General features: G+C 66.2%; 23 protein-coding genes and 2 pseudogenes. 12 read left to right on the plus strand and 13 right to left on the minus strand.

Annotation, left to right across the window (positions count from 1 at the left end):
• Window positions 1-14: 14 nt before the first annotated feature.
• The 6 genes and pseudogenes from ACZY08_RS05270 to ACZY08_RS05295 all read left to right on the plus strand — a co-directional run bounded on the left by ACZY08_RS05270 (window position 15) and on the right by ACZY08_RS05295 (window position 4,317).
• Window positions 15-614 carry a TetR/AcrR family transcriptional regulator gene (locus tag ACZY08_RS05270; RefSeq protein ID WP_463743507.1) on the plus strand — a complete coding sequence of 200 codons (600 nt, stop codon included), beginning with the start codon at window positions 15-17 and terminating at the stop codon, window positions 612-614.
• A 192-nt stretch (window positions 615-806) separates the two neighbouring features.
• Window positions 807-1,526, plus strand: coding sequence for a hypothetical protein (locus ACZY08_RS05275; RefSeq protein WP_463743508.1), 720 nt, complete (start codon window positions 807-809; stop codon window positions 1,524-1,526).
• Window positions 1,527-1,623: 97 nt separating this feature from the next.
• A complete protein-coding gene (locus tag ACZY08_RS05280; RefSeq protein ID WP_463744157.1) occupies window positions 1,624-1,965 on the plus strand; it encodes a hypothetical protein in 342 nt (113 codons plus the stop codon).
• Window positions 1,966-3,227 (plus strand): annotated as a pseudogene (locus ACZY08_RS05285) (cytochrome P450).
• A gap of 40 nt (window positions 3,228-3,267) precedes the next feature.
• Window positions 3,268-3,807, plus strand: a complete 540-nt coding sequence (locus ACZY08_RS05290; protein ID WP_463743509.1) for a hypothetical protein — start codon at window positions 3,268-3,270, stop codon at window positions 3,805-3,807.
• Window positions 3,808-3,873: 66 nt separating this feature from the next.
• Window positions 3,874-4,317: a hypothetical protein gene (locus ACZY08_RS05295; RefSeq protein WP_463743510.1), complete on the plus strand. Its 444-nt coding sequence runs from the start codon at window positions 3,874-3,876 to the stop codon at window positions 4,315-4,317.
• On the opposite strand, the gene ACZY08_RS05300 is transcribed toward ACZY08_RS05295, so the two are convergent.
• A complete protein-coding gene (locus ACZY08_RS05300; RefSeq protein ID WP_463743511.1) occupies window positions 4,296-4,934 on the minus strand; it encodes a TetR/AcrR family transcriptional regulator in 639 nt (212 codons plus the stop codon). The genes ACZY08_RS05295 and ACZY08_RS05300 overlap by 22 nt on opposite strands.
• A gap of 106 nt (window positions 4,935-5,040) precedes the next feature.
• Between ACZY08_RS05300 and ACZY08_RS05305 the strand changes: the two genes are divergently transcribed.
• Together ACZY08_RS05305 and ACZY08_RS05310 are read left to right on the plus strand one after the other, a co-directional pair.
• Entirely contained in the window at window positions 5,041-5,946 is a 906-nt protein-coding gene (locus ACZY08_RS05305; RefSeq protein WP_463743512.1) for an alpha/beta hydrolase, read from the plus strand.
• A gap of 78 nt (window positions 5,947-6,024) precedes the next feature.
• Window positions 6,025-7,386 (plus strand): FAD-dependent oxidoreductase, encoded by a 1,362-nt coding sequence (locus tag ACZY08_RS05310; RefSeq protein ID WP_463743513.1) that lies wholly within the window; start codon window positions 6,025-6,027, stop codon window positions 7,384-7,386.
• 21 nt (window positions 7,387-7,407) lie between these two features.
• On the opposite strand, the gene ACZY08_RS05315 is transcribed toward ACZY08_RS05310, so the two are convergent.
• Window positions 7,408-7,860, minus strand: a complete 453-nt coding sequence (locus tag ACZY08_RS05315; RefSeq protein WP_463743514.1) for a 6,7-dimethyl-8-ribityllumazine synthase — start codon at window positions 7,858-7,860, stop codon at window positions 7,408-7,410.
• A gap of 9 nt (window positions 7,861-7,869) precedes the next feature.
• Window positions 7,870-8,631: an alpha/beta hydrolase family protein gene (locus tag ACZY08_RS05320; RefSeq protein WP_463743515.1), complete on the minus strand. Its 762-nt coding sequence runs from the start codon at window positions 8,629-8,631 to the stop codon at window positions 7,870-7,872.
• Window positions 8,632-8,773: 142 nt separating this feature from the next.
• On the opposite strand from ACZY08_RS05320, the gene ACZY08_RS05325 reads away from it, so the two are divergent.
• Both ACZY08_RS05325 and ACZY08_RS05330 read left to right on the plus strand, forming a co-directional pair.
• On the plus strand, window positions 8,774-9,685 hold the full coding sequence (locus tag ACZY08_RS05325; protein ID WP_463743516.1) for a mycobacterial-type methylenetetrahydrofolate reductase: 912 nt from the start codon (window positions 8,774-8,776) through the stop codon (window positions 9,683-9,685).
• A gap of 34 nt (window positions 9,686-9,719) precedes the next feature.
• Window positions 9,720-11,240: pseudogene (locus ACZY08_RS05330) on the plus strand (HNH endonuclease signature motif containing protein); the annotation flags it as partial.
• Between the two features lie 516 nt (window positions 11,241-11,756).
• Here the strand turns inward: ACZY08_RS05330 and ACZY08_RS05335 are convergent.
• The 6 genes from ACZY08_RS05335 to ACZY08_RS05360 are packed head-to-tail and all read right to left on the minus strand — an operon-like array spanning window position 11,757 to window position 15,181.
• On the minus strand, window positions 11,757-12,194 hold the full coding sequence (locus ACZY08_RS05335; RefSeq protein WP_463743517.1) for an SRPBCC family protein: 438 nt from the start codon (window positions 12,192-12,194) through the stop codon (window positions 11,757-11,759).
• A gap of 50 nt (window positions 12,195-12,244) precedes the next feature.
• Window positions 12,245-12,502, minus strand: coding sequence for a hypothetical protein (locus ACZY08_RS05340; RefSeq protein WP_463743518.1), 258 nt, complete (start codon window positions 12,500-12,502; stop codon window positions 12,245-12,247).
• 58 nt (window positions 12,503-12,560) lie between these two features.
• The gene (locus ACZY08_RS05345) at window positions 12,561-12,896 is read right to left on the minus strand and encodes a barstar family protein (protein ID WP_463743519.1); all 336 of its coding nucleotides are present in this window, start codon (window positions 12,894-12,896) and stop codon (window positions 12,561-12,563) included.
• A gap of 7 nt (window positions 12,897-12,903) precedes the next feature.
• Entirely contained in the window at window positions 12,904-13,722 is an 819-nt protein-coding gene (locus tag ACZY08_RS05350) for an SDR family NAD(P)-dependent oxidoreductase (RefSeq protein WP_463743520.1), read from the minus strand.
• Between the two features lie 5 nt (window positions 13,723-13,727).
• Window positions 13,728-14,132: a nuclear transport factor 2 family protein gene (locus ACZY08_RS05355; protein WP_463743521.1), complete on the minus strand. Its 405-nt coding sequence runs from the start codon at window positions 14,130-14,132 to the stop codon at window positions 13,728-13,730.
• Window positions 14,129-15,181 carry an alcohol dehydrogenase catalytic domain-containing protein gene (locus ACZY08_RS05360; RefSeq protein WP_463743522.1) on the minus strand — a complete coding sequence of 351 codons (1,053 nt, stop codon included), beginning with the start codon at window positions 15,179-15,181 and terminating at the stop codon, window positions 14,129-14,131. Before ACZY08_RS05360 ends, ACZY08_RS05355 begins: the two co-directional genes overlap by 4 nt.
• Before the next feature lie 116 nt (window positions 15,182-15,297).
• Here ACZY08_RS05360 and ACZY08_RS05365 point away from each other — a divergent pair, with 116 nt between their 5' ends.
• Window positions 15,298-16,128 (plus strand): IclR family transcriptional regulator, encoded by an 831-nt coding sequence (locus ACZY08_RS05365; RefSeq protein WP_463744158.1) that lies wholly within the window; start codon window positions 15,298-15,300, stop codon window positions 16,126-16,128.
• Here ACZY08_RS05365 and ACZY08_RS05370 read toward each other — a convergent pair.
• Together ACZY08_RS05370 and ACZY08_RS05375 are read right to left on the minus strand one after the other, a co-directional pair.
• Window positions 16,094-16,804 (minus strand): fumarylacetoacetate hydrolase family protein, encoded by a 711-nt coding sequence (locus ACZY08_RS05370; RefSeq protein ID WP_463743523.1) that lies wholly within the window; start codon window positions 16,802-16,804, stop codon window positions 16,094-16,096. The two genes, ACZY08_RS05365 and ACZY08_RS05370, sit on opposite strands and share 35 nt — an antisense overlap.
• A 23-nt stretch (window positions 16,805-16,827) precedes the next feature.
• Window positions 16,828-17,052 carry an acyl-CoA dehydrogenase C-terminal domain-containing protein gene (locus tag ACZY08_RS05375; RefSeq protein WP_463743524.1) on the minus strand — a complete coding sequence of 75 codons (225 nt, stop codon included), beginning with the start codon at window positions 17,050-17,052 and terminating at the stop codon, window positions 16,828-16,830.
• 24 nt (window positions 17,053-17,076) lie between these two features.
• Here ACZY08_RS05375 and hrpA point away from each other — a divergent pair, with 24 nt between their 5' ends.
• On the plus strand, window positions 17,077-21,018 hold the full coding sequence (gene hrpA / locus ACZY08_RS05380) for an ATP-dependent RNA helicase HrpA (RefSeq protein WP_463743525.1): 3,942 nt from the start codon (window positions 17,077-17,079) through the stop codon (window positions 21,016-21,018).
• On the opposite strand, the gene ACZY08_RS05385 is transcribed toward hrpA, so the two are convergent.
• Both ACZY08_RS05385 and ACZY08_RS05390 read right to left on the minus strand, forming a co-directional pair.
• A complete protein-coding gene (locus tag ACZY08_RS05385) occupies window positions 21,019-21,924 on the minus strand; it encodes a fumarylacetoacetate hydrolase family protein (RefSeq protein WP_463743526.1) in 906 nt (301 codons plus the stop codon).
• Window positions 21,921-22,763, minus strand: a complete 843-nt coding sequence (locus ACZY08_RS05390; RefSeq protein ID WP_463743527.1) for an alpha/beta fold hydrolase — start codon at window positions 22,761-22,763, stop codon at window positions 21,921-21,923. The genes ACZY08_RS05385 and ACZY08_RS05390 overlap by 4 nt, the downstream gene beginning before the upstream one ends.
• Between the last annotated feature and the right edge of the window lie 8 nt (window positions 22,764-22,771).

Here is a 22,771-nt window from a genome sequence, read left to right on the forward strand (position 1 = left end):
CACGAAGGAATGAAATGGCTGTGGCGGACGGGCTGTCGGCGCGTGAGGCGAAGCGCCTGCAGACGCGTGAGCGGTTGATGGGCGCGGCGATCGCCGAGTTCAAGCGTGCCGGGATGGCGGAAGCGGACGTGGGCACGATCGTGACGGCGGCCGGCGTCGCGCACGGCACGTTCTTCTTCCATTTCCCCACCAAGGAGCATGTGCTGCTGGAACTCGAGCAGCGCGAAGAAGTCCGCATCGCCAAGCAGTACGCCCAGTTCCTCAAGAAACCGCACAGCTTGGAGGATGGGCTGCGCGAGTCGATGCGGCTGGTTGTCGGCCTGGAACGGCGGCTCGGCGGCGTCCTGTTCAAAGACTTTCTCGCCCTGCACTTCTCGCAGACGCGGCCCCCTGCGCCGGACAGTCAGGAGCACCCGGTGATCTCCGGGGTGGCGCGGGAGATCGAGTCGGCCCAGCAACAAGGTGAGGTCGCCGCCGACGTCAACCCGTGGAACAGCGCGGTCTTCTTCCTGCTCGGCTTCTACGCCCTGCTGATCACCACCAACGACTGGCCCACGCGCGATGCCCTGCTGGACGACTATGTGGTCAGGACCATGCGCAGCCTGATGCCTTAGTGGTCCTGGGCGGAATTGTGATGCGACGAGGTCGTTCCCGCCGCGGATTTCCACGTCCGGGTCGCGCCGGCGGCCGATCGGCAACCCAGCTGTAGAAACCGGCGCGAATACGCATACCCCGGGCCCCTGTCGAGCCGGCGAATCGTTGACTATAGCCAGTCAACAGTTCGAGACCGGCCTACAGGAGGACCCTTGAATCTGCCGACGATCAGATCGCGCGGCGCGGCTGCGGCCGGCCCGCGCGAGCAGTCGGTGGCCGACCACGACGAGCAGTCCCGGACTGCACAACGGCAGGCCGACAAGTGGCTGATCGTCGGATCGCTACTGATCGGCAGCGCCGTCCTCGGCATCATCGGGCTTCCTATTTTCCTGCGTGGCGTGTGGTTGCTCCGGCGTGCGCAGCGTGACGGACTCTCGGTGCGGCCGATGATGGTCACCCTGCTCGGCTACCTCGTCATCATCGACGCCGCGATCAATGCGATGGGTTGGTCGCTGGACCTGATCGGGAACCACTCCTTGCTGGCACGAGTGCTTCTGACCGGCTGGGGCAACATGTTTGACGCCGGCTACTTCTGGCACTTCAACGAGCTGTGGGTGGGCGGCGCCGGCGGGCCGGGGGAGAAGGCCTGGGAGGTCGCCCTCATCCTCACCGTCTTCACGATGCGGATTGCTACGGGCATCGGCTTCCTGCAGATGAAGCGCTGGGGGCAGCAGTGGATGATCGTCACCTGCTGGATGGGCGTGGTGATCTGGTGTGTCTATGTCTTCAACATGACGATGTTCGCCGATGTCCGCTATGCCGGGGTGATCTTCCCGGTGATCGGCTGGTGGCTCTACGACATCTTCTACATCACACCATTCCTGGCGATCCCGTACCTGCACACGGTCAACCGCGAAATCTTCACCGACTGAACAACTTCGAATGGAGCGCATTGTGTCGACATCTACCGAGACCGATCAGGACGCGGGCGAGGACCTACCCCCGGGCACCACCCCGTACTACGCGAACATGCACAAATGGATCAAGCGGGCGGTGTTGGTGTGCCTGGTCGCCCTGGTGGTGGAGGGCGCCTTCACGTTGCCGTTCATGGCCGTCTACTACGGCTATCCGACGCTGAGCATGACCCAAATCTGCAGCGAGCTGCTGAAGGTGCGCTACTCCGATGACACGCTGGAGTGCAAGCACCCCTACCCGATGTTCGGACCTCCCGAAGGTGCCGAGGGTAAGGACACCGCCCGCGATGAGTGGGGTGTGCAGCCGACACCGAAGTACGACCGGTTGGGGTTCCGCGAGTTGGTGCGCCGCTACGAGGAACGTCAGGCCCGTCAGGCCCAAGAGCCGGGCAAATAGATGCCCAAATCGCCTGCGTCCAAGTCAACTGAAGAGCACGCCCTCAACTGGGATCTGCGCCACGAGGACTTCAACGATCACGATCTGCTGTACGAAGTGTATTCGGTGATGCGTCAGCGGGCGCCGATCGCGCATACCGAGGCGCCCTTCTTTCCCACCGATGGTGCGTGGGTCGCGCTCGGCTATGACGAGTGCTATCGGATTGCGCAGGATTGGGAGCACTTCTCCAGCAACCCCACACCCGAGGGTGCCCGGCAGGCCGGCGGTGATCTGGTGATCACCCTCGACCCGCCGCGGCAACAAAAGTTCCGCAAGGTACTCAACCCGTATTTCTCCCCGGCGCGGATGAAGGCGCTGACGCCGCAGATCCGGGCCGAAACCGATCTGCTGATCGACGCGTGCATCGAACAGGGGCGGGGGGATCTTGCCAAGATCGCTTGGCAGCAACCCGGCATCGTGTTCTTCAAATATCTGCTCGGCATGCCCGTCGGTGACGTCCCGTTGTGCCTCGAGTTGGTCGACACCGCCCTCAACGGTGCCGTCGAGCAGGACCGGATGCTGGCCTGGGGCCGGCTGTATCAGCATCTGCACGATGCGGTATCGGCCCGCAGCGCCGAACCTCCGCGCGATGACATGATCGACGTGCTGCTGCGCGCCGAGATCGACGGTGAACCGTTGCCGTTCAATGACATTGTCGCCAACGCCATCCTGCTGGTCCAGGCCGGTCTCGAAACAACGGCCGGCGCAATGTCTTTCGCATTCCACTACCTGGCCACCCACCCTGGCGAGCGTGACCGGCTGATCTCCGAACCGGAGATCCTGCCGAAGGCCGTCGAGGAGTTCGTCCGGTTCGCCGGATCGATCCACGGCCTGCCCCGCACGGTGGCGAAGGACGTGGAACTGAGCGGGCAGCGGTTCTGCCCGGGCGAGGCCGTTGTCCTCAACTACGCCGCGGCGAACCGGGACGCCACCCAGTTCCCGAGCCGGACCGCTGCGTGCTGGACCGCTCGGCCAACCGCCACCTCGGTTTCGGGGCCGGAGTGCACCGGTGCCTCGGTTCCAACCTCGCTCGTCTGGAGTTCGCCGTCGGCCTCGAGCAGGTACTGACCCGGATGCCCGATGTCGCCGTGGATCCCAGCGCCACCGTGGTGTTCCACGGTAATTCCGTGACGCGGGGCTACCGTCGGGTCCCGGTCGTGTTCTCCCCGGGAGAACCGGTTGTATTGCGGGGACCTAACGATTCGGCGCTGTCTCGGGGCTGACGCCCCCGTAAGCAGCAAAGCCGTGGTTCAGTGGTAACCGATGTCTGGTGCCTTGTCCCCGCGTCGCTGTCTCACCGCTGCGGTGACGGCGGGTGTCACGTTGCTCGCGGTGGGTAGTCCGTCGGCTTCGGCCGCCCCGGCCAGTGATGGCCGTGGGTATGTCGACTCCACGGCGCGGTGTGCCAGTGCGGAGGCGACCGTGTTGTTCGGCAGCACCGACGCCTCCAGGGTGGCGATCTGTTCGGTGTCGGGCGGCACGTACGAGTACCGCGGTGTCCGACTGCGCGACGGCGCCAAACTGATCGTGCCCGCGAAGCGCAACGACGACGGTGCGTTCCGGGTGGAGAACGCGGGGATCGAATACCTGGTGACGGCGAAGTCGCTGGTGCTCAGTGCGGGGGAAAAAGTGATCCGCGAGGAGGCGATGATCGACTTCCACCGCCCGGGTTCGCCGGCGGCGCAGGATTCGGCGAAGTCTCCCGGTGCGGCGCCCGCTCCGGCAACCGCGTCGCCCACGCCCACGACGCCGTTGCCGCCGCCGCTGGCTGCCGAAGTCGGTGGCGGCAGCACTCGTCGCTGAACCGCTGAGCAGCGCACTTGCCCGCAGAGTTGAGGGCAACTGATGAAAATGATAATCATTAACGGTATGCGTGCGTGTTCGTCGTCCCTACCGCCATCTGATCTGGACCGGCTGCTGGACCAACTCAGGCCGGGAACAATCTGTCTGACCGTCCCGCTCGTCGACGATGTCGTCCAGGTCGGCATCGGCGGTGACTTCGAAACCACTACGGTCGCGGTCACCGTCACGGCCACATCGCTGCGGGTCCGGCGGGTCGACGGCAGGCGCCTGCAGGTACACCTGGTCGAGGGCTGGTCCGAGACGAGCGCACCAGGGGTGGCGGTCCCGGTGTTCGACGAGCCGGTGGACGCCGTCATCCTCGAACGCTGCGACAGACGATGGGCCGCCGGCGCCGGCCTGCGCGCTGTCCGACTCGCCGACCTCGATCGGTTCGTCGGCACGCTGACCCGGTTCGCCCTGGCCAAGCAGTTCCGCGACGGGGGCTTTGATCAGGCGGTAGGTGCGGCGTAGGTCTGCAGGTACTGCGTCAGCGCCCGTTGGCCCTCGGTGAGGATCGCCCGGTCCTTCTCGGGACCGGCGTGAAAAGCCATCTCCAGCAAGCGATCACCCATCTCGACAGCGACCATCGTCACCAGCGGATCGGTGCCCTCGCGCAGCAGCCCCCAATGCAGCAGCCCGGCATGCAGCGCGTTGGCGAACTCGGCCCGGCGCATGCGGGGATCGGCGAGCTGCCCGGTGGCCAGGCTGGTGTAGTGCAGGTTGACCAGATGTGGATGGTTCCGCAGGTGTTCGTAGTGGAACTCGAAGATGCCGTGGGCCACCTCGGCCAGGCTGGTCGGTGCCAGTGCGGCCAGGACCGCTGCGCCTTCGGCGTCGCGCCGGTCGAGGTGGTCGGTGACGATCTCCTGCAGGATCGCGTCGCGATTGGGGAAGAACTGGTACACCGTCGCGACCGGTACGTCGGCGCGATGGGCGATGGCACGGGTGGTGACAGCGTCGACACCCTGGGTCTCGAGCAGCTCGAGCGCTGCGGACCGGATTCGCTCGACGCGTCGTCTGCTGCGCTCCTGTACTGGTTGGCGGCGCCGTAGGGGCTTGTGGGTGACCACCCGCAAATCGTCGCACATGGCTAACGTGATCCCAATTCATGTTGTCTTGTGGTCCAGGGCGGGGGTCGATGCTCGCGCGGGTACGGTCGATGTCGCTTATCGCGACGAGCCCCAGAAGGAAACCGTGTCGATACTGTCCACGCCGATGTTGGCCGATGCTCTTGCCCGGTTGTTCTCCGTGGGGGTGAGACCGGGGCCCATGCGTGGCGTTCGGTTCCCCGACATACCCGGCCGCACAACGCTCATCGAGATCCCGACCCGTCACGGCGACGTTGCCGCCACGGTGTATCACCCGGAGGCCGGCGAGGAGAAGCCCGCGGTGTACGTAAACGTGCATGGCGGTGGATTCGTCGTCGGGCACCGAGAGCAGGACGATCCATGGTGCCGTTTCCTCGCCGCGCACGCGAATGTGATTGTGGTCAACGTCGATTACCTGTTGGCCCCCGGGCATCGGTTCCCGACGCCGGTCGAGCAGATCTATGACGTGCTCACCTGGGCCTCGGAACCCGAGCGGGACTGGGACGGCACCCGGCTGTGCGTCGGAGGCCAGAGCGCGGGCGGCAGCCTGTCCGCTGCTGCCGCGCGGTTGGCGTTGGAGAGTGGCGGGCCGCGGATCGCACTACAGGTCTTGCACTATCCACCGCTGGACCTGGTCACCGCCACCAAGGACAAGCATTCCCCGGCCGGCGCCAAGGCGGTGTTGAAGCCGTGGATGGGGGAGGTGTTCGACACCGCCTACATCCCCGATCGTGCCCGGCGCAGCGACCGCCTGGCGTCCCCGGCCTGGGGCACCAACGCCGACGGACTCGACGGGATCGCTCCGGCGCTGATCGTCACAGCCGAATACGACCGCCTGCGCGACGAGGCGTGGCAGTACGCGCAGAAGCTCGATGCGGTGGGCGCCCTGGCCGAGTATCACGAAGTGCCCGACGTCGATCACGGTTACAACATCATGAGCAATGCGGCCGAGGTCACGAGGAAGGTCTACGAGCGGATCGCCGGGCACGTCCGCCGCGTCACGGCACCGTGACGCGGATCTCGTCGGGGAGCTCTTGCGGGATCTCCGGCTCTATTTAGGCTTGCCTTACCTAAATGTGTAAGGGCGGTCATGAGGAAGATCCAGGTAGCAGTCATCGGCGCGGGCCCGGCGGGCATCTATGCCGCCGACATTCTCACCAAGGAGTACGAGCACGCCCGTGTCGACGTCTTCGACCGGCTCCCAGCGCCGTATGGGCTGGTGCGCTACGGCGTCGCCCCAGATCATCCGCGGATCAAGGAGATCATCAAGGCGCTGCGCCGGGTGCTGTCCCGTGACCAGAACAGCGTGCGATTCATCGGCAATGTCCACTACGGCACGGATCTGAGGCTGGCCGATCTGCGGCGCCACTACGACGCGGTGATCTTCTCCACCGGGGCGCGGGCCGACCGGGCGCTCGACATCCCCGGCATCGACCTGGAGGGAAGCTACGGCGCCGCCGACTTCGTGTCCTGGTACGACGGACATCCCGACGTGCCGCGCACCTGGCCGCTGACCGCCAAGCACGTCGCGGTGCTCGGCGCGGGCAACGTGGCCCTCGATATCGCCCGGATGCTCGCCAAGCCGGCCGACGAGCAGCTCGTCACCGAGATTCCGGGCAACGTCTATCAGGGCCTTGCCGCCAATCGGGCCACCGACGTCCACGTGTTCGCCCGACGCGGGCCCGCGCAGATCAAGTTCAGCCCGATGGAGTTTCGCGAGCTGTCGCATTCGCCGAGCGTGGACGTCATCGTGCATCCCGAGGGGTTCGAGATCGACGAGGCCAGCCAGCACGCCATCAACACGACCAAGTCGACCCGGCTCGTGGTGGACACCATGATGAAGTACCTGCAGCGCGAGCCGACGGGCGCACCGCACCGTATCCACCTTCATCTGTGCCAGGCGCCCGTGGCCGTGCTGGGCACCGACCGGGTCCAAGGCCTGCGCACCGAGCACATGGAACTGTGTGGGGACGGAAATGTCCGTGGGACAGGAGAATTCACCGATTGGCCGGTCGAAGCTGTGTACCGCGCCGTCGGCTACCTGTCCACCCATCTGGCGGATCTACCGTTCGATCATCACGCCGGTGTGGTGCCCAACGATGCAGGCCGGGTGCTGGATATCGACGGTGGGTTGATCGACGCGGCGTACGTGACGGGCTGGGTCAAGCGCGGCCCGATCGGGTTGATCGGGCATACCAAGTCCGACGCGGCCGAAACCGTCACGAGCCTGCTCAACGACCTGTCAGGCCTGCGGGCGCCCGAAACCGGCGATCCCGATGCGATCCTCGAGCATTTGTCGGCCAACGGCGTCGACTACACCACGTGGGCGGAGTGGGAGCGCCTTGATGCCCACGAGATGTCCCTGGGCGAGGTGCAGGGACGCGAACGTGTGAAAGTGGTGGCGCGGCAGGACATGCTGCGGGCCGGACGCGACGCCTTGGTGCGCGACTGAAATGCGATCGTGCCGCGGTCGTCAACCCAGCGAACTGTGCACGGCCAGGGTGGCCGCGACGGCGTTGGCCGCTTCGGCGCCCTTCTTGACGAAGTGCTTCGTGAAGTAATCGATGTGCTCATCGTGCTCGTGGAAATGGTGCGGGGTGAGCACGACAGAGAACACCGGCACGTCGGTGTCGAGTTGCACGCGCATCAGCCCGTCGATCACCGCGGTGGCCACGAAGTCGTGGCGGTAGATTCCGCCGTCGACGACGAGTCCCGCCGCGACGATCGCCCGGTACCGCCCGGTCAGTGCCAGACGCTTTGCGGTGAGCGGAATTTCGAACGCACCGGGCACTTCGAAGAACTCCAGCGCGCCGCCGGCGATCCCGTGGCTGCCGATCTGTTCGGTGAACCCCTCGCGGGCCTTGTCGACGATGTTGCGATGCCAGGTGGCTTGCACGAACGCGATCTGAGTGGCTGCGTCAGACATGTAGTGACGCTATCGCACGTCGAGGTAGGCGTCGGCCCAGGCGCCGATGATTCGTCCGGCGCGTTTGGCCTGCCCGGGTCCGGTCAGAAGGTGTTCGGAACCTTCCAGTGAGACGAAACTGCGCGGGTGGCGCGCGGCCCAGAAGATGTCGCTCGCGTTCTTGATGCCGACGGTGTTGTCGGTCGGGGAGTGCAGGATGAGCAGCGGCATTTTCAGCGCCGTGATCTTGTCGCGTAGGTCGGCGGCCCGGACGTCCTCGACGAATGCGCGCTTGAGGGTCAGGGTCTTCCCGCCGACCATCCACTCACCGCTGCCCTCGGCGCAGACCTGCTCGATCACCGCGTCGTATTGACGTTCCACGTGTGTGGGGTCGAACGGGGCACCTACGGTCACCACGGCCCGCACGCCGGGGGACTGCCGGGCTGCGGCGATCACCGCGGCGCCGCCGAACGAGTGGCCGATCAGAATGTCGGCCGGCGTCCCGCGCTCGGCCATGAAGGTGCAGGCGGCGATCACGTCGTTGACCTTCACGGTGAACGAGCCGTCACCCCAGTCACCCTCGGACGCGCCGAGACCCAGTGCGTCAAAGCGCAGCATGCCGATCCCGTCGCCGGCGAGCTGTTTGCAGATGCGGGACGCGGCCGGGGAGTCCTTGCCCAACGTGAAACCGTGCGAGAAGACGCCCCATCCCCGGATCGGACCCTCGGGCCGGTCGATCACACCCGCCAGCGTCGGGCCGGTCGAACTCGGGAATGTGACGCGCTCAGCCATGACGGTGGTTTACCACGTGACCCGCGACGGGGCGGCGAATAGCCGGAGGTACCTGCGAGGTTGCCGGCCCAGCTCCGTAATGTGGAGATCATGGCTGCTGCTGGTCAGTGTTGCCCGGCAAGCTGCGACTGAATGTATTGAGATGTGGAGCAAGTTCGTGCCCCTGAACACCATCGCGCTGGAACTCGTCCCGCCGACCCTGGAACGCGGCCTGCAGTACCCCGTCGAAGAGGCGCGGAAAGTGCTCGCACTGGCGGCTGAAACCGGCATCGAAGGCCGGATCCGCCACGTCATGATCCCCGGAATGATCGACGAGGACGACGACCGTCCGATCGAGATGAAGCCGCGGATGGATGTCCTGGACTACTGGAACATCCTGCGGCCCGAACTTCCCGAGATGCGGGGTCTGTGCACGCAGGTCACGTCCTTTCTGGGCCAGGAGGCGTTGGGCAAGCGCCTGAACGACCTCAGCGGGGCAGCTTTCGACGGCATCGCGTTCGTCGGCGTGCCCCGGACCATGAAGGACGGCGAGGGTGAGGGCGTCGCCCCCACCGATGCCTTGTCGATCTATGAGGATCTGGTCCCCAACCGCGGTGCCATCCTGATCCCCACCCGCGACGGTGAGCAGGGCCGGTTCAATTTCAAATGTGAGCAGGGCGCGACGTACGGCATGACGCAGCTGCTGTACTCCGACGCCATTGTCGAGTTCCTGACTGAGCTCGCCAAGACCACCGAACACCGGCCCGAGATCCTGCTGTCGTTCGGCTTCGTGCCGAAGATGGAGACCAAGGTCGGCCTGATCAACTGGCTCATCCAAGACCCCGGCAATCCTGCCGTCGCTGCCGAGCAGGAGTTCGTGAGCCACCTTGCCGCGATCGACCCTGCCGAAAAGCGCAAGCTCATGCTCGACCTCTACAAGCGGGTGATCGACGGGGTCGCCGATCTCGGCTTCCCGCTGAGCGTCCACTTCGAGGCGGCCTACGGGGTGTCCAAGCCCGCCTTCGAGACGTTCGCCGAGATGCTGGAGTACTGGGCGCCGGACCGCGCGGGCTAGCCGTTGCCAGGCGGCCGTTCTTGTCGGTGGTCGAATGTATGTTCGAGTCATGCAGGCGGGTGCGGTCCAAGCGGTAGCGGGGTTGCGGGCCGCCTTCGACGCGTTCGCCGCCTGCGACTTCGGATCGTTGTCCCGGCCTGAACTGGTCGCGGTGCTCGACGAGTACGAGACATTGGCGTGTCAGTTGCCCGGCCCGCTGCATCGGTTGCTGGCCCAGCTCCAAGTTGAGGCCGCGCCACGTGAGTTGGGTGCCAAATCGTGGAACGAGGTGCTACGGATCCGGTGGCGGTTGTCGAGCGCTGAGGCCGGCCGCCGCCTGGCCGAGACCGCCGAGTTGGGGCCCCGGCGCACCCTGACCGGGGAACCCTTGCCGCCGGTGCTGCCCGTGGTCACCGCCGCCCAGTCGGCGGGGTTGCTCACCGGTGATCACGTCAAAGTGCTGCGTGAGGCCGTGGGGGATCTGCCCGGCTTCGTCGACCAGACCACCCGCGAACAGTTCGAAGCCGACCTGGTCCGCGTCGCCGTCAGCGTGGGCCCCAAAGAACTCAAAGAAACAGCCGGACTGCGCCTGTTCCTGCTCGATCAGGACGGACCCGAACCCGACGAGACCGAACGGGCCCGCAAGCGCGGGGTCACCATGGCCAAGCAGGGCCGCGATGCGATGACCGCCCTGATGGCCAACCTGAACCCCGAAGCCGCCGCGGTGTTCGAGGTCTTGTTCGCCAAGTTCGCCGTCCCGGGTATGTGCAACCCCGACGATGACCCACCGTGCACCACCGGCACACCCACCCAAGCTCAGATCGACAGCGATCACCGCAGCCTGGCCCAACGCCAACACGACGCGCTGCTGGTCATCGGGCGGATCGCGTTGATGAGCGGGGACCTCGGACAGCTCAACGGGCTACCGGTGTCGGTGATCATCCGCACCACCCTGCAAGACCTCGAATCGCGCGCCGGGATCGGGGTGACCGGAGGCGGCCGCAAAATCCCCATCAAAGACGTCATCCGGATGGGCGCCCATGCCCACCATCACCTGGCGATCTTCGATCAGGCCACCGGCGCGGCGTTGAATTATTTCCGGGCCCGCCGTGTCGCCAGCCCGGCCCAACGCATCATGCTCATCGCCCGCGACGGCGGGTGCACCAAACCGGGCTGCACCGTCGGGGCCTACGGCTGCCAGATCCATCACGCGGTGGCGGATTGGGCGGACGGGGGCAACACCAACGTCGACGACATGACCCTGGCCTGTGGGCCGGACAATCGGATGGTCGGCGCCGGCGGCGGCTACACCACCCTCATCAATCCCGACGGTGAAGTGGAATGGCATCCACCTCCGGGACTGGATCACGGTCAACACCGCATCAACTACCACCACCGCCCCGAACTACTCCTGACCCCACCCGAGGACCAGCACCCCGACCCGCAACCGGGCCCCGTGCCGGAAGCGAAGCCAGAGCCTGCGCCGGAGCCAGACCCCGAACTCAAGGCAAACGCCGCGCCGGCCCCCGAACCAGACCCTGCACCGGAGCCAGCCCCGCCGGCCTGGCAGCTAGCGCCAAACCCCGAGTTGGCCCCGGACCTCACCGCAGATGACCACCCAGGCCTCGAATGGACCGCGCACCGCGATCCCGACCCCGACTGGGCTTTGGTACCCGTCCGTGTACCCGAACCGCACTGCGACGAATGGGACCAGGACTGGAACCCGCAGTGGGACCTACAACGCGACGCAGCTTTCGGCGAGACCACACCGGTCTCGCCCAATGTCGAACACCTCTGCAACCCAGACTCGTCCGACACAGACACGACCACCCCAAAGCCGTTCAACCCAGCCATCCCGCCCGGCTGGGAACTGCTGCCCGACGACGCACCACCAGCCGAATCCCACCACGACACATACACATACGACGACCCCGACCCATGGTCACCCATCGACCACCACGCCCTCAGCAGCAAGCCAGCACGCGGTCCCTAAGCATCCGAGCAAGCCCGGCGCTTGCCCGCGCCATCTCGCCAGTGACTGCCTGCGTTTATCTGCAACCGCGGCCTTTGGGGCGGGATACTAGTCATGGATTCAATCCGTCCGGGGGCATCGGCGGGCCATGCGAACAACGCCCGCGCCAGCCAGACGCATGGCAATCGCGACGAAAATCTGCGTGCCCGGGATGATCGTCCGAAACGTGATTGTCGTCGACATCACGCTGCCGCTTTCCGCGGGCTCGACGGTGATCTGGCCGGTGTAGTCGCGAAAGGGTAGTCCCGACACCAGGCTGTACCGCAGTATTGTCGGCGGCTCGAACCACGTGATTCGTTCGCGGATAACCGGTCCGAACATATGGAGAGCCCGGACCGCGCCCACACCGTTTGGATCGGGGCTGCCGGGATTTTCCAGAACCACCGTGTGAGACGGCGTCCACTCGGACATCCGTTCGTGGTTCGAGATGATATTCCAAACGACTTGTGGGTCTGCGGCGACCCGACGAACATCGGTGTAGCGGTACGACCGTCCCATCAGATCAGACAATCACTGCCGAAGTGTGCTGTCGAGGTCCGTCGCGGTAGTCAGCCGAGCGATTGGACCCGCGCTGCGAGGGTGGCCGTCCACTCCTTCAGGTACTCGTCATCGGTCGAGGGCGTTGTTGAACGACGGAATAGGTTGGAGGAGAAGCGTTCTCCGAGCAGGCTGTTGATTCCGAGTGTTGCCAGAACTCGCGTCTGCTCGGGCGACTTGTTCGGCGCCCAGACGCTGATCCATCCATTCAGTTCTTCGCACAGCCCGTCGACGAGCGCAGCGTACGCGGTATCGAGGCGGTCGGACAATCCCGCGGGCGTGCGGGCGGCGATTTGGGGCGATCGTCTCCCCGTGAGCTGATGAGAATCAACGAGATTCGTTCAGAACCAGCACGATCAGTTCTTCCAGGCTGTTCAGTCGGGCCCTGTGGTTGACTGCCTCGACTGCCGAAATGACAGTGCGCACGACACTTTCCGGGCACGAGGCCAAGTTCTTGACATGAAGCTCGAGGCGATCTTCCGGGTTGTCGAGGACAACGCTGCTCATGCCGTCGTCGGGATACCGCAGGCTCGACCAGCAATCGACCAAGGCCGGGTAGTTGCCGCCGTAGAAATCCTGGAATCCGAACGTCTTCTTCAGAACGGCATGTAGTTGCTCGGTTGTCTTCGTTCCACTCAGGTCAATTGAGATCGTCTTGTCCATAGACGAGTCAGTTTCCCTCGCCCATCGCCGTGCCGACCGCTTGGGCGATGAAGCGCACGGCGTCATTGCGGCTCACCGAGGCCATCAACTGTGCGGCGGCTTGGATCTCTGGGCCCACCAGACAGGTGGGGCCCTCGGTGAGATGGGCGAATGCCGTCGCGACCACGTCATCGACCGCAGCCGCACCCGGCGGGGTTTGATCCGGCGAGTCGATCTGGCCCCGTTCATGTTCGAGTCTGCGCAGCGCGGGAGTGTCGGTCTTGCCGAGGATCAGCCCGAGCACGTCAACGCCCTTGTCGTGCAACTCAGTCCACAACGCTTCGGCGAACACCATGTCGAAGGCCTTGCTCGCACCGTAGGCCACCATGTTCGGACCACCGGCGAATCCGGCACCCGATCCGAAAACGATGATGCCGCCGCGGGCTCGATCCACCATCGGCTGTGCGTAGTGGTGGCACAGCTGCATCGGCACCATGCAGTTGCGCTGCACGAGCGATTCGGCATCCGAGAGCGGCCCTGACAAGAACGGGGTGAACTTCGGATCGGCACCTGCGCAGTACACCAGGAAACCGACGTCCAGATCCGAGGTGGCTGAGATCACCTCGGCAGCGGCCCCGGCCGTGGCCAGGTCGATTGCCAGCGTGCGGGTTTGCACGCCAGTCTGCTGCCGGATCTTCGCGGCGACGTCATCGAGTACCTCTTGGCGCCGGGCCAGCAGCACCACGTTGAGGCCGCGCCGGGCCAGTTCCTCGGCCATGGCCGAGCCGACCCCGTCGGAGGCGCCCGCCACCAGTGCCCACGGCCCGTACTTGTCTGCGAATTCCATTGCCCCTAGACCTCGACCACTCGAATCGGGGTGAAGCGTCGGCGTGCAACGCGCCACCCCTCGTCAGTCCGCACCAGCTCGTCGTCGTAGAAGCCGACGGCGTTGACACCGGAGTTGTTGTCCTGAGCCATGATCAGCGCGTCGACATAGGTGCGTGCCGTCGCGCTGGCGCCATCGCTGGCGATTGCATGGTTGCTCAGTCGATGCATGGTGTGCCCGGCCATCGCATGGGATCGCTCCATGAACTCGGTGACCGCGTCCGCCCCGTTCCATTGCCCGATCTCGCCGTAGTCGAGCACGCAGTCACCGGTGAACACGGTGCGGAACAGCGGCCAGTCCCGCCGGTCGATCCCGGTGGCGTAGCGAACCAGCACATCGACGATGTCCAGGTGGTCTTCGTGGTAGGTCACGCGTGTTCTCCGTTCGGATGCACAATGATTCGGGCCGGTCCCGCCGACCGGCGAGCCAAGTCGAGGGCGTCGGGAACCCCGTCGAGCGGCACCACCATGCCGATACTGGGTGTCGGGTCCAGGTCTCCGGACGCGATCGCGTCCAGCGTCCCGTACCAGTCCTGCGGCCACGGCCCGCCGCCGAACTGCAGGGTCACTCCCTGTCGGGTGGCAGTGGTGATGTCGAGGGTGTCTCCGGTGTACCAGCCGCCGGCGCAGTAGATGCGGGTGCACATATCGGATTCCTCGACGATCTTCTGGATCAGCCCCGACGCGCCGACGCATTCGAACACGACGGCCGGGCCCCACAGGTTGCGTTCGGCGCGCACCTCGCGCCAGACCTCCATCGGTGAGCGCTCAGCCGGGTCGACGGCGATGTGGGCGCCGAACTCCTTGCAGGCCAGCGCCCGTCGATCCGCTTGGTAGTCCGAGACGATGATCGGTTCGACGCCGCGGCGGGCCAGGGCCGCCGCGGCGGACAGCCCGATCGCACCGGCACCGACCACGATGGGGATCTCGCCGGGTTCGAGTCGAGCACTGCGGACGTAGAACTCGCCGACTGCGAAGGCATCCGTCAGCGCGACGGCATCGTCGGAGGCGTCGCCCGTGACGGCACGGGCGATCGCTTCGGTGACCACCACCATCTCGGCGAAACTTCCCTGCGAATCAGGGTGCTGGCCGATGATGTGCCCGCCGTCGGCGCCGCCGTTGATCAGGCGCAGTGGAATCGAGGTGACCCGGGTGCCGACGGGGAACTGATCGGTGCAGCCGGGACCGTGACCGATGACCTCGCCGACGAACTCGTGGCCCAGCACCACATCCTGTCCGGTGTCGTAGAGCGATCGGCCCGTCGGATCGTTGAGTCCGAGTTCCGGGTGGTCCATGAAGTGGACATCGGACGCACAGATCGCGGTACTGAGTACCCGCAACAGAAGCTCACCTGGACCCGGTACGGGATCGGGGATCTCGCGCACACTGAGTGCGCCTTCCCGTAAGACGACTGCGCGCATCGCACCTACCAATTCTCGAATAATCGAGATAGTCTCTCGAATTGACAAGACGACTGTAGGAATCGCCAAGAACGGAGTCAAGGGTGCGTGGTGCGGGCTCGGCGCCGACAGGCCGGGTGCTCGATGTGGTCGAGTTGCTGGCGAGTTCCGGTGACGCGCGGTTGCGGTTCTCCGATGTGGTCAGCGCACTGGACCTGACTCAGGCCACCGCACACGCGATCCTCAAGACCTTGTGCGACCGGGGCTGGCTGATCCGTGATCCCGTGGACAAGACGTTCGCCCTCGGGCCGGGTCTGGCCGTGGTGGCCGCCCGAACCGAGTCGGTGCGTCCGCTGGCACATGCGGCCCGCCTTGCCGCGCAGGAACTTTCACAGCAGCTTGGGTACGCCGCCTCGGTGGTCGAGCGAGCCGCGGAGGAGCTGGTGATCACCGCCTTCGAAGGCGCTGGGCCCCGGCCCGCGGGCACACCGGGCGATCGCATCCGGTACGCACCACCGTTCGGCGTCGCCTTCGCAGCCTGGGACTCGCCTGCGCAGCAGCGGGCCTGGATCGACCGAGCGCCCACGACGGGCGACGCTCTCACCGAAAGGCTCATCGAGGTTCTGGCCCAGACCCGGGAGCGGGGTTTCGACGTCGACTGGACGACACCGGAGCTGACCCGGGCGGCGCAGATGGTCGGCTCGCTACCGAGTGACGGACTGCCCGAGCACGTCCGCGGCATCACCGATCAACTGCTCGCCGAATTCACCACGATCGGCCTGGCCCCGGGCGGCGCCGCGGGAGGCAAATCGCAGCCGGTGGCTACGATCGCCGCACCCGTGTTCGACGCTCACGGCCGGGTCGCGCTGATCCTGTCCGTACACCCGCTGCGGTCCATGACCATCCGCCAGGTGGACACTGCAGGACAGCGGGTCAGGCGGGCGGCCGATCGGCTGCCCCGACCGTAAAGGTGAAGTCCGCGACTCCTCCGACGCCACCGGAGACCACGTCGCCGGGTTGCATCGGACCGACCCCGGCCGGGGTTCCGCTGTAGATCAGGTCGCCGGGTGCGAGGTCCACGGCCGCCGAGATCGCGCCGATGACTTCCGGCACCGACCAGATCAGGTCCTTGAGGTCGCCGTGCTGCTTGAGTTCGCCGTTGACGCGCAGCCAGATCTCGCCGTTGTCCGGGTGACCGACTTCGTCGACCGGATGGATCGGGGTGCATGGGGCGGACGCATCGAAGCCCTTGGCCCAGTCCCAGGGCCGGCTGAGTTTCTTCGCCTCGTCCTGCAGGTCGCGCCGGGTCAGATCGACACCGACGCCGTAGCCCCAGATCAGGTCCAGCGCGTCGTCCGGTGCCACGTCGCGGCCGCCGGCACCCAGCGCCACCACGAGCTCGATCTCGTGGTGAAACGACGAGGTCAGCGACGGATAGGGCACTGTTCCTGCCGCATCGATCACGGCGTCGGCCGGCTTCATGAAGAAGAATGGCGGCTCCCGGTCGGGGTCTTTGCCCATCTCACGCGCATGGGCCGCGTAATTGCGTCCGACGCAGAACACCCGCCGCACCGGAAAGCGGCCGGGCCCGGTACTGACCGGGAGCGACACCTGCGGTGGGGGTGGGATCACGAAGTCGGCCATGGGAACCATCTTCCCCGACCGTGTCAGAACGCGTCGGTATCCAGTGGCATGACGTCGCCGTCGATCGATTCCACAACCTCACGAACCGCCGTCAGCAGCGGCAACATGTTGTGCGCGAAGAACTTCGCCACCGCGATCTTGCCTTCGAAGAATGCCCGGTCGCGGTCGGTGGCCGGCCCGGTCAGACCAGCCAGGGCAGACTGAGCGACCTGCGCACCGACCAGCAGGCGCTGATCTACATCACGCACGGTCCAGCCCCTATCCTTGACCGAGTGTCCGAACCGTCAGTCGCCGAGCTGCGCTCCCGCCTCGACGGGCTGACCATTCGCGACGCAGACCGGTTACGCCGCCGGCTCCGGAATCTCCGAGGCGGTGAGCCCGCCAAGATCGGGCAGCTCGCCGAACAGATCGCCACCGCCGAAGGTCTTGTCCTCACCCGCCAAGCTGCCGTCCCGGCCATCAGCTATCCCGACCTGCCGGTCAGCCAGCACCGCGACGAGCTGGCCAAGGCCATCCGCGAGAACCAGGTGGTGGTGGTCGCCGGCGCGACCGGCTCGGGCAAGACCACGCAGCTGCCCAAGATCTGTCTGGAGTTGGGCCGCGGCATCCGGGGGACCATCGGCCACACCCAGCCCCGCCGGCTGGCCGCACGTACCGTGGCCCAGCGCATCGCCGACGAACTCGGCACCCCACTGGGCGAAGCCGTCGGCTACACCGTACGTTTCACCGACCAGGCCAGCGATTCGACGCTGATCAAACTGATGACCGACGGCATTCTGCTCGCCGAGATTCAAAGGGACCGCCGCTTACTGCGCTACGACACCCTGATCCTCGACGAGGCCCACGAGCGCAGTCTCAACATCGACTTCCTTCTCGGGTATCTGCGCGAGCTGTTGCCGCGCCGCCCTGACCTCAAGGTCATCGTCACGTCGGCCACCATCGAGCCGGAGCGCTTCGCGGCGCACTTCGGCGGTGCCGAAAATGGGCTCAGCGGCGGTGCCGAAAATGGGCTCAGTGGCGGTGCGCCCATCGTCGAGGTATCAGGGCGGACCTACCCTGTCGAGATCCGTTATAGGCCTTTGGAAGTGACTGTCGGCGCCGACGATGACTCCGAGGACCCCGATGATCCCGACCACGAAATCGTGCGCACTGAACTACGCGATCCGACCGAGGCCATCGTCGAGGCGGTCCGCGAGCTGGAAGCCGAACCGCCCGGCGACGTGCTGGTGTTCCTATCGGGCGAACGTGAAATCCGGGACACGGCAGAGGCGTTGAAGGATCTGCGGAACACCGAGGTGCTGCCGCTGTATGCGCGCTTGCCCACCGCCGACCAGCAGAAGGTGTTCCAGCCGAGTCGCACCGGCCGACGAATCGTATTGGCCACCAACGTGGCCGAGACATCGCTCACCGTGCCCGGTATCCGGTATGTCGTCGATCCCGGCACCGCGCGGATCTCCCGCTACAGCCGTCGCACCAAGGTACAGCGGTTGCCGATCGAGCCGATCTCCCAGGCCTCGGCGGCCCAGCGGGCCGGTCGTTCCGGACGTACCGCGCCCGGCGTCTGCATCCGGCTCTACTCGGAGCAGGACTTCGAATCCCGGCCCCGCTACACCGATCCGGAAATCCTGCGGACCAACTTGGCCGCGGTCATCCTGCAGATGGCTGCCCTGCAGCTGGGTGACATCGCGGAGTTCCCGTTTCTCGATCCGCCGGATGCCCGCAGCATCCGCGACGGTGTGCAGTTGCTGCAGGAGCTCGGCGCGTTCGATGCGGCGGGTGCGCTGACCGACGTCGGACGACGGCTGGCCAGGTTGCCGCTCGATCCGCGGGTCGGGCGGATGATCCTGCAGGCCGACACCGAGGGCTGCGTGCGTGAGGTGCTGGTGCTGGCGGCGGCGCTGTCGATCCCCGACCCGCGCGAGCGTCCGTCTGACCGGGAGGAAGCGGCGCGTCAGAAGCACGCCCGGTTTGCTGACGAGCATTCAGACTTCATCTCCTACCTCAACCTGTGGAACTATCTGCGTGAGCAACGAAACGAGCTTTCCGGCAATGCCTTCCGGCGGATGTGCCGCGAGGAATTCCTGCACTACCTGCGGATCCGGGAGTGGCAGGACCTGACCGGACAGTTGCGTAGCATCGCCCGCGACATCGGGATCCGCGAGAGTGATGAGCCCGCCGAGCCGGCCGCCATTCACGCTGCATTGACGGCGGGCCTGCTGTCCCATGTCGGGCTGCGTGAGGGCGAGGGGCGTGACTATCAAGGTGCCCGCAACTCCAGGTTCGTGCTGGCGCCGGGGTCGGTGCTGACCAAGAAGCCCCCACGCTGGATCGTGGTGGCAGATCTGGTCGAGACCAGCCGGCTGTTCGGTCGCGTCGCTGCCAAGGCCGAACCCGAGGCGATCGAGCGCGTGGCGGGACATCTGGTGCATCGCAACTACAGCGAGCCGCACTGGGAGGCCAAGCGCGGCGCGGTGGTGGCGTTCGAGCGGGTCACGCTGTACGGGCTGCCGCTCGTTCCGCGCCGGAAGATCGGGTACACCCAGATCGATCCGGAGCTGTGTCGTGAGTTGTTCATCCGACATGCCTTGGTCGAAGGGGACTGGCAGACCAGGCACCACTTCTTCCGCGACAACGCGCGGTTGCGCGCCGAACTGGAAGAGATCGAGGAACGGGCCCGCCGGCGCGATCTGCTGGTCGGCGACGACGACATCTTCGCGCTTTACGACGCCCGCATCCCGGCCGACGTCGTGTCTGCCCGTCATTTCGACGCCTGGTGGAAGAAGCAGCGACACAAGACGCCTGACCTGCTCACCTTCACCCGTGACGATCTCCTGCGTTCCGAGGACGGTGCGGACAATCCCGATACCTGGCAAGCCGGCGATCTCGAACTGCCGCTGACCTACCGGTTCGAGCCCGGGGCTGCCGACGACGGCGTCACCGTACATGTCCCGGTGGGCGTACTGGCCCGGCTCGGCGGCGACGGCTTCGCTTGGCAGGTACCGGCCTTACGGGAGGAACTGGTCACCGCGCTGATCAAGTCGCTGCCCAAGGACCTGCGACGTAACTTCGTCCCCGCCCCCGACACCGCACGGGCCATCCTCGGCGACATCGATCCGTCCGCCGGGTCACTGCTGGACGAGGTGCAGCGCGAACTACGTAGGCGCAGTGGCATTCTGGTGCCGATCGATGCGTTCGACCTGAGCAAGATCCCCGACCACCTGCGAATGACCTTCGCCGTGGAATCGGCCGAGGGCAAAGAGGTGGCACGGGGTAAGGACATCGACGCACTGCGTGAACAGTTGGCCGTGCCCGTCGCCCAGGCCGTGGCCGCGGCGCTGGGCGGGGACCTGGAACGCGCAGGGCTGCAGGCCTGGCCCGAGGACCTCGACGAGCTGCCGCGCACCGTGGAAAATGTGAGCGGCGGTCACACGGTCCGCGGATATCCGGCCTTCGTGGACACCGGGAAGGCCGTCGACATCAAGGTGTTCGCCAATCCGGCCGACCAGTCCGCGGCCATGCGGCTGGGCCTTCGCCGCCTGCTGCGGCTGACCGCACCGTCACCGGTCAAGGCGATCGAGCGGGGCCTGAGTACCCGCACCCGCCTGGCGCTCAACGCCAACCCCGACGGCACTCTGGCTGCGCTGCTCGACGATTGCGCCGACGCGGCCGCTGATGTGCTGCTTCCCAAGCCGGTGTGGACGAAGGCCGAGTTTGCCGGAGTCCTGGCCCGGGCCGGTAAGGAACTCGGCCCCACCACACAGGCCGGAGTGAATCGGGTGGAGAAGGTTCTGGCCGCCACGCATGACGTGCAGGTCGCGCTACCCGACAAGCCGTCAGCCGCCCAGGCCGATGCCGTTGCCGATATCCGATCTCAACTGGATCGCCTGTTGCCCAAGGGGTTTGTCGCGGCGGCCGGTATCGCGCGCCTGAACGATCTGGCCCGATATGTCACCGCGATCACCCGCCGGTTGGAGCGGATGCCTCAGGCGCTCGGCGCCGATCGGGACCGGATGTCGCGTGTGCACGCCGTCGAGGACGCTTATGACGAACTGATTCAGGCACTTTCTCCGGGCCGTGCGGCGGCCACTGACATCCGTGACATCGCGTGGCAGATCGAGGAGTTGCGCGTCAGCCTGTGGGCCCAGCAGCTCGGCACACCGCGACCGGTCAGCGAGCAGCGCATCTACAAGGCGATCGACGCCGCTGCCCGGTAGTCAGGCGATCCGGTGCTCGATGTGGCCGATGCCGTCCAGGGTCAGCGTGAGGGTGTCCCCGGGTCGCAGCCAATGTCCGGTCTCCATTCCGCTTCCGCCAGGCAGCGTTCCGGTCCCGAAAAGCTCGCCGGGACAAAGTGGTTCGCTGCGTGAGGCGTGCGCCAGCACCTCTCCGAGGCTGTGCTGCATCCCGGCGCTGCTGACCGTGCTGACCACTACCCCGTTGAGCGCGACGGAACCGGTGAGGGAATCGATCCGGGGCAGGATCTCATCGGCGGTGACCGCGGTATCCGACATCGAACTGGCGAAGTGCTTGGACTTCTGCGGTCCGAAACCGCTGAGCATCTCCGGGCGCTGCACGTCACGGGCGCTGAAGTCGTTGAGGACGACGAACGCCCCGATGGCCTTGGCCGCTGCCTCCGGTGTCGCGTTGAACAACGGTGCGGCGAGGACGAATCCGATCTCCAGTTCGAAGTCGAGCGCCTGTGAATAGTCCGGTATCGCCACGGGGGTGCCGGTCGGGACGAAGGTCTGCGCGTTGGACATGTAGTAGATCGGCTGCTGATAGAACAGCGGCTTGGGTTTGAACTGCGGCACCGGCCGGCCGGTCACACGTTCGTACAGGGACGTCACCCGGTACAGACCGGGATGGAAGCGCCGGATAAGCCCGCGGGCGGCGTCGATGTTGTGCTGTTCGTACAGCATGAAGTCGCGGAAGGACACCGGCTGGAACGGCAGCAGGTGATCGCTGTGCTGTAGCTGGCGCTCGGCCGACGCCGCCAACCAGGCGTCGTCGAAGACGCGGCCGCCCAGCGGTGTGAGGTCCGACTGCACAGCCCAATTACCCTCGGAATCAAGCGATTGCACGGCCAGGCCGGTGGCCGTGCGGATGCGGCGCAGCTTCACCGGGCGGCCTTCCCGAGTTGCCGTCGCAGGAACGCGGTGACGTGTCCGGCCACCACATCGGGCTGCTCGAGCCATGGCCAGTGACCCGTTCCGGGCACCGGCTGCACTTCGCAGCTCCGGAATATCCGGCGGTAGTCGTCGGTTTGTGCGAATGGCACGTAGTGGTCATCGGCGCCCCACACCACCAAGACGTCGCCGCCGAACGCTCCGAGCCGATCGATATACGGCGCAAGGGCATTCGGTCCGGTGGACCGGTACAGCTTCAGCACGGCATCGGGCGTTCCACGGGCGAACATATGCTCGGCGATCGATTCCAGTGCGTCGGCCGGAAGGCCTGGGTCTCGCATGGCGAGCACGCGGCGCAGGACCGCCGGGTTGCCGATTCGGGACAGCGCCTCAGCCAGCACAGGTGTGCGCCACAGCTTGGCGGCGAAGTGGTTGATCACCACGGGGGCGTTGATCAGCGTGATGCTGGCGACGGAGTCGAGATGGTCCACCGCCCACGCGAGTGCCCAGGGCCCGCCGAAGTCGTGGGCGACCAGGTGCGCGCGTTCGACACCGAGTTGGTTCAGGATCGCGTCGAGGTGGGCCGCGTAGGCACTCACCGTGTACGGCCACTGGGGTGGCTTGTCTGCCGCGCCGAAGCCGGGCATCTCCGGAGCGATCACCCTGGCGAAACCGGCGACCGGCAGCAGCAATCGATCCCATTTCGCGCCGGCGTTGTTGCCGTGCACGAACACCACTGCCTCGCCGGTGTCCAGCCCGGCCGCCCCGCCGACGAGCACCGGTGACCGCACCCCGTCGACAGCCAGCGTGCGGAGTTCGGCAGCGCTGTCCATCAGCGGGA

It is taken from the genome of Mycobacterium sp. IDUB_9 (assembly GCF_055419505.1).

Excerpts from the sequence above, each read along its gene's own strand:
- ACZY08_RS05270 (WP_463743507.1), top strand. The coding sequence starts at position 15 with ATGGCTGTGGCGGACGGGCTGTCGGCGCGTGAGGCGAAGCGCCTGCAG.
- ACZY08_RS05280 (WP_463744157.1), top strand. The coding sequence starts at position 1,624 with ATGCACAAATGGATCAAGCGGGCGGTGTTGGTGTGCCTGGTCGCCCTG.
- ACZY08_RS05290 (WP_463743509.1), top strand. The coding sequence starts at position 3,268 with ATGTCTGGTGCCTTGTCCCCGCGTCGCTGTCTCACCGCTGCGGTGACG.
- ACZY08_RS05295 (WP_463743510.1), top strand. The coding sequence starts at position 3,874 with ATGCGTGCGTGTTCGTCGTCCCTACCGCCATCTGATCTGGACCGGCTG.
- ACZY08_RS05300 (WP_463743511.1), bottom strand. The coding sequence starts at position 4,934 with ATGTGCGACGATTTGCGGGTGGTCACCCACAAGCCCCTACGGCGCCGC.
- ACZY08_RS05310 (WP_463743513.1), top strand. The coding sequence starts at position 6,025 with ATGAGGAAGATCCAGGTAGCAGTCATCGGCGCGGGCCCGGCGGGCATC.
- ACZY08_RS05315 (WP_463743514.1), bottom strand. The coding sequence starts at position 7,860 with ATGTCTGACGCAGCCACTCAGATCGCGTTCGTGCAAGCCACCTGGCAT.
- ACZY08_RS05320 (WP_463743515.1), bottom strand. The coding sequence starts at position 8,631 with ATGGCTGAGCGCGTCACATTCCCGAGTTCGACCGGCCCGACGCTGGCG.
- ACZY08_RS05325 (WP_463743516.1), top strand. The coding sequence starts at position 8,774 with ATGTGGAGCAAGTTCGTGCCCCTGAACACCATCGCGCTGGAACTCGTC.
- ACZY08_RS05335 (WP_463743517.1), bottom strand. The coding sequence starts at position 12,194 with ATGGGACGGTCGTACCGCTACACCGATGTTCGTCGGGTCGCCGCAGAC.
- ACZY08_RS05345 (WP_463743519.1), bottom strand. The coding sequence starts at position 12,896 with ATGGACAAGACGATCTCAATTGACCTGAGTGGAACGAAGACAACCGAG.
- ACZY08_RS05350 (WP_463743520.1), bottom strand. The coding sequence starts at position 13,722 with ATGGAATTCGCAGACAAGTACGGGCCGTGGGCACTGGTGGCGGGCGCC.
- ACZY08_RS05360 (WP_463743522.1), bottom strand. The coding sequence starts at position 15,181 with ATGCGCGCAGTCGTCTTACGGGAAGGCGCACTCAGTGTGCGCGAGATC.
- ACZY08_RS05370 (WP_463743523.1), bottom strand. The coding sequence starts at position 16,804 with ATGGCCGACTTCGTGATCCCACCCCCACCGCAGGTGTCGCTCCCGGTC.
- ACZY08_RS05390 (WP_463743527.1), bottom strand. The coding sequence starts at position 22,763 with ATGGACAGCGCTGCCGAACTCCGCACGCTGGCTGTCGACGGGGTGCGG.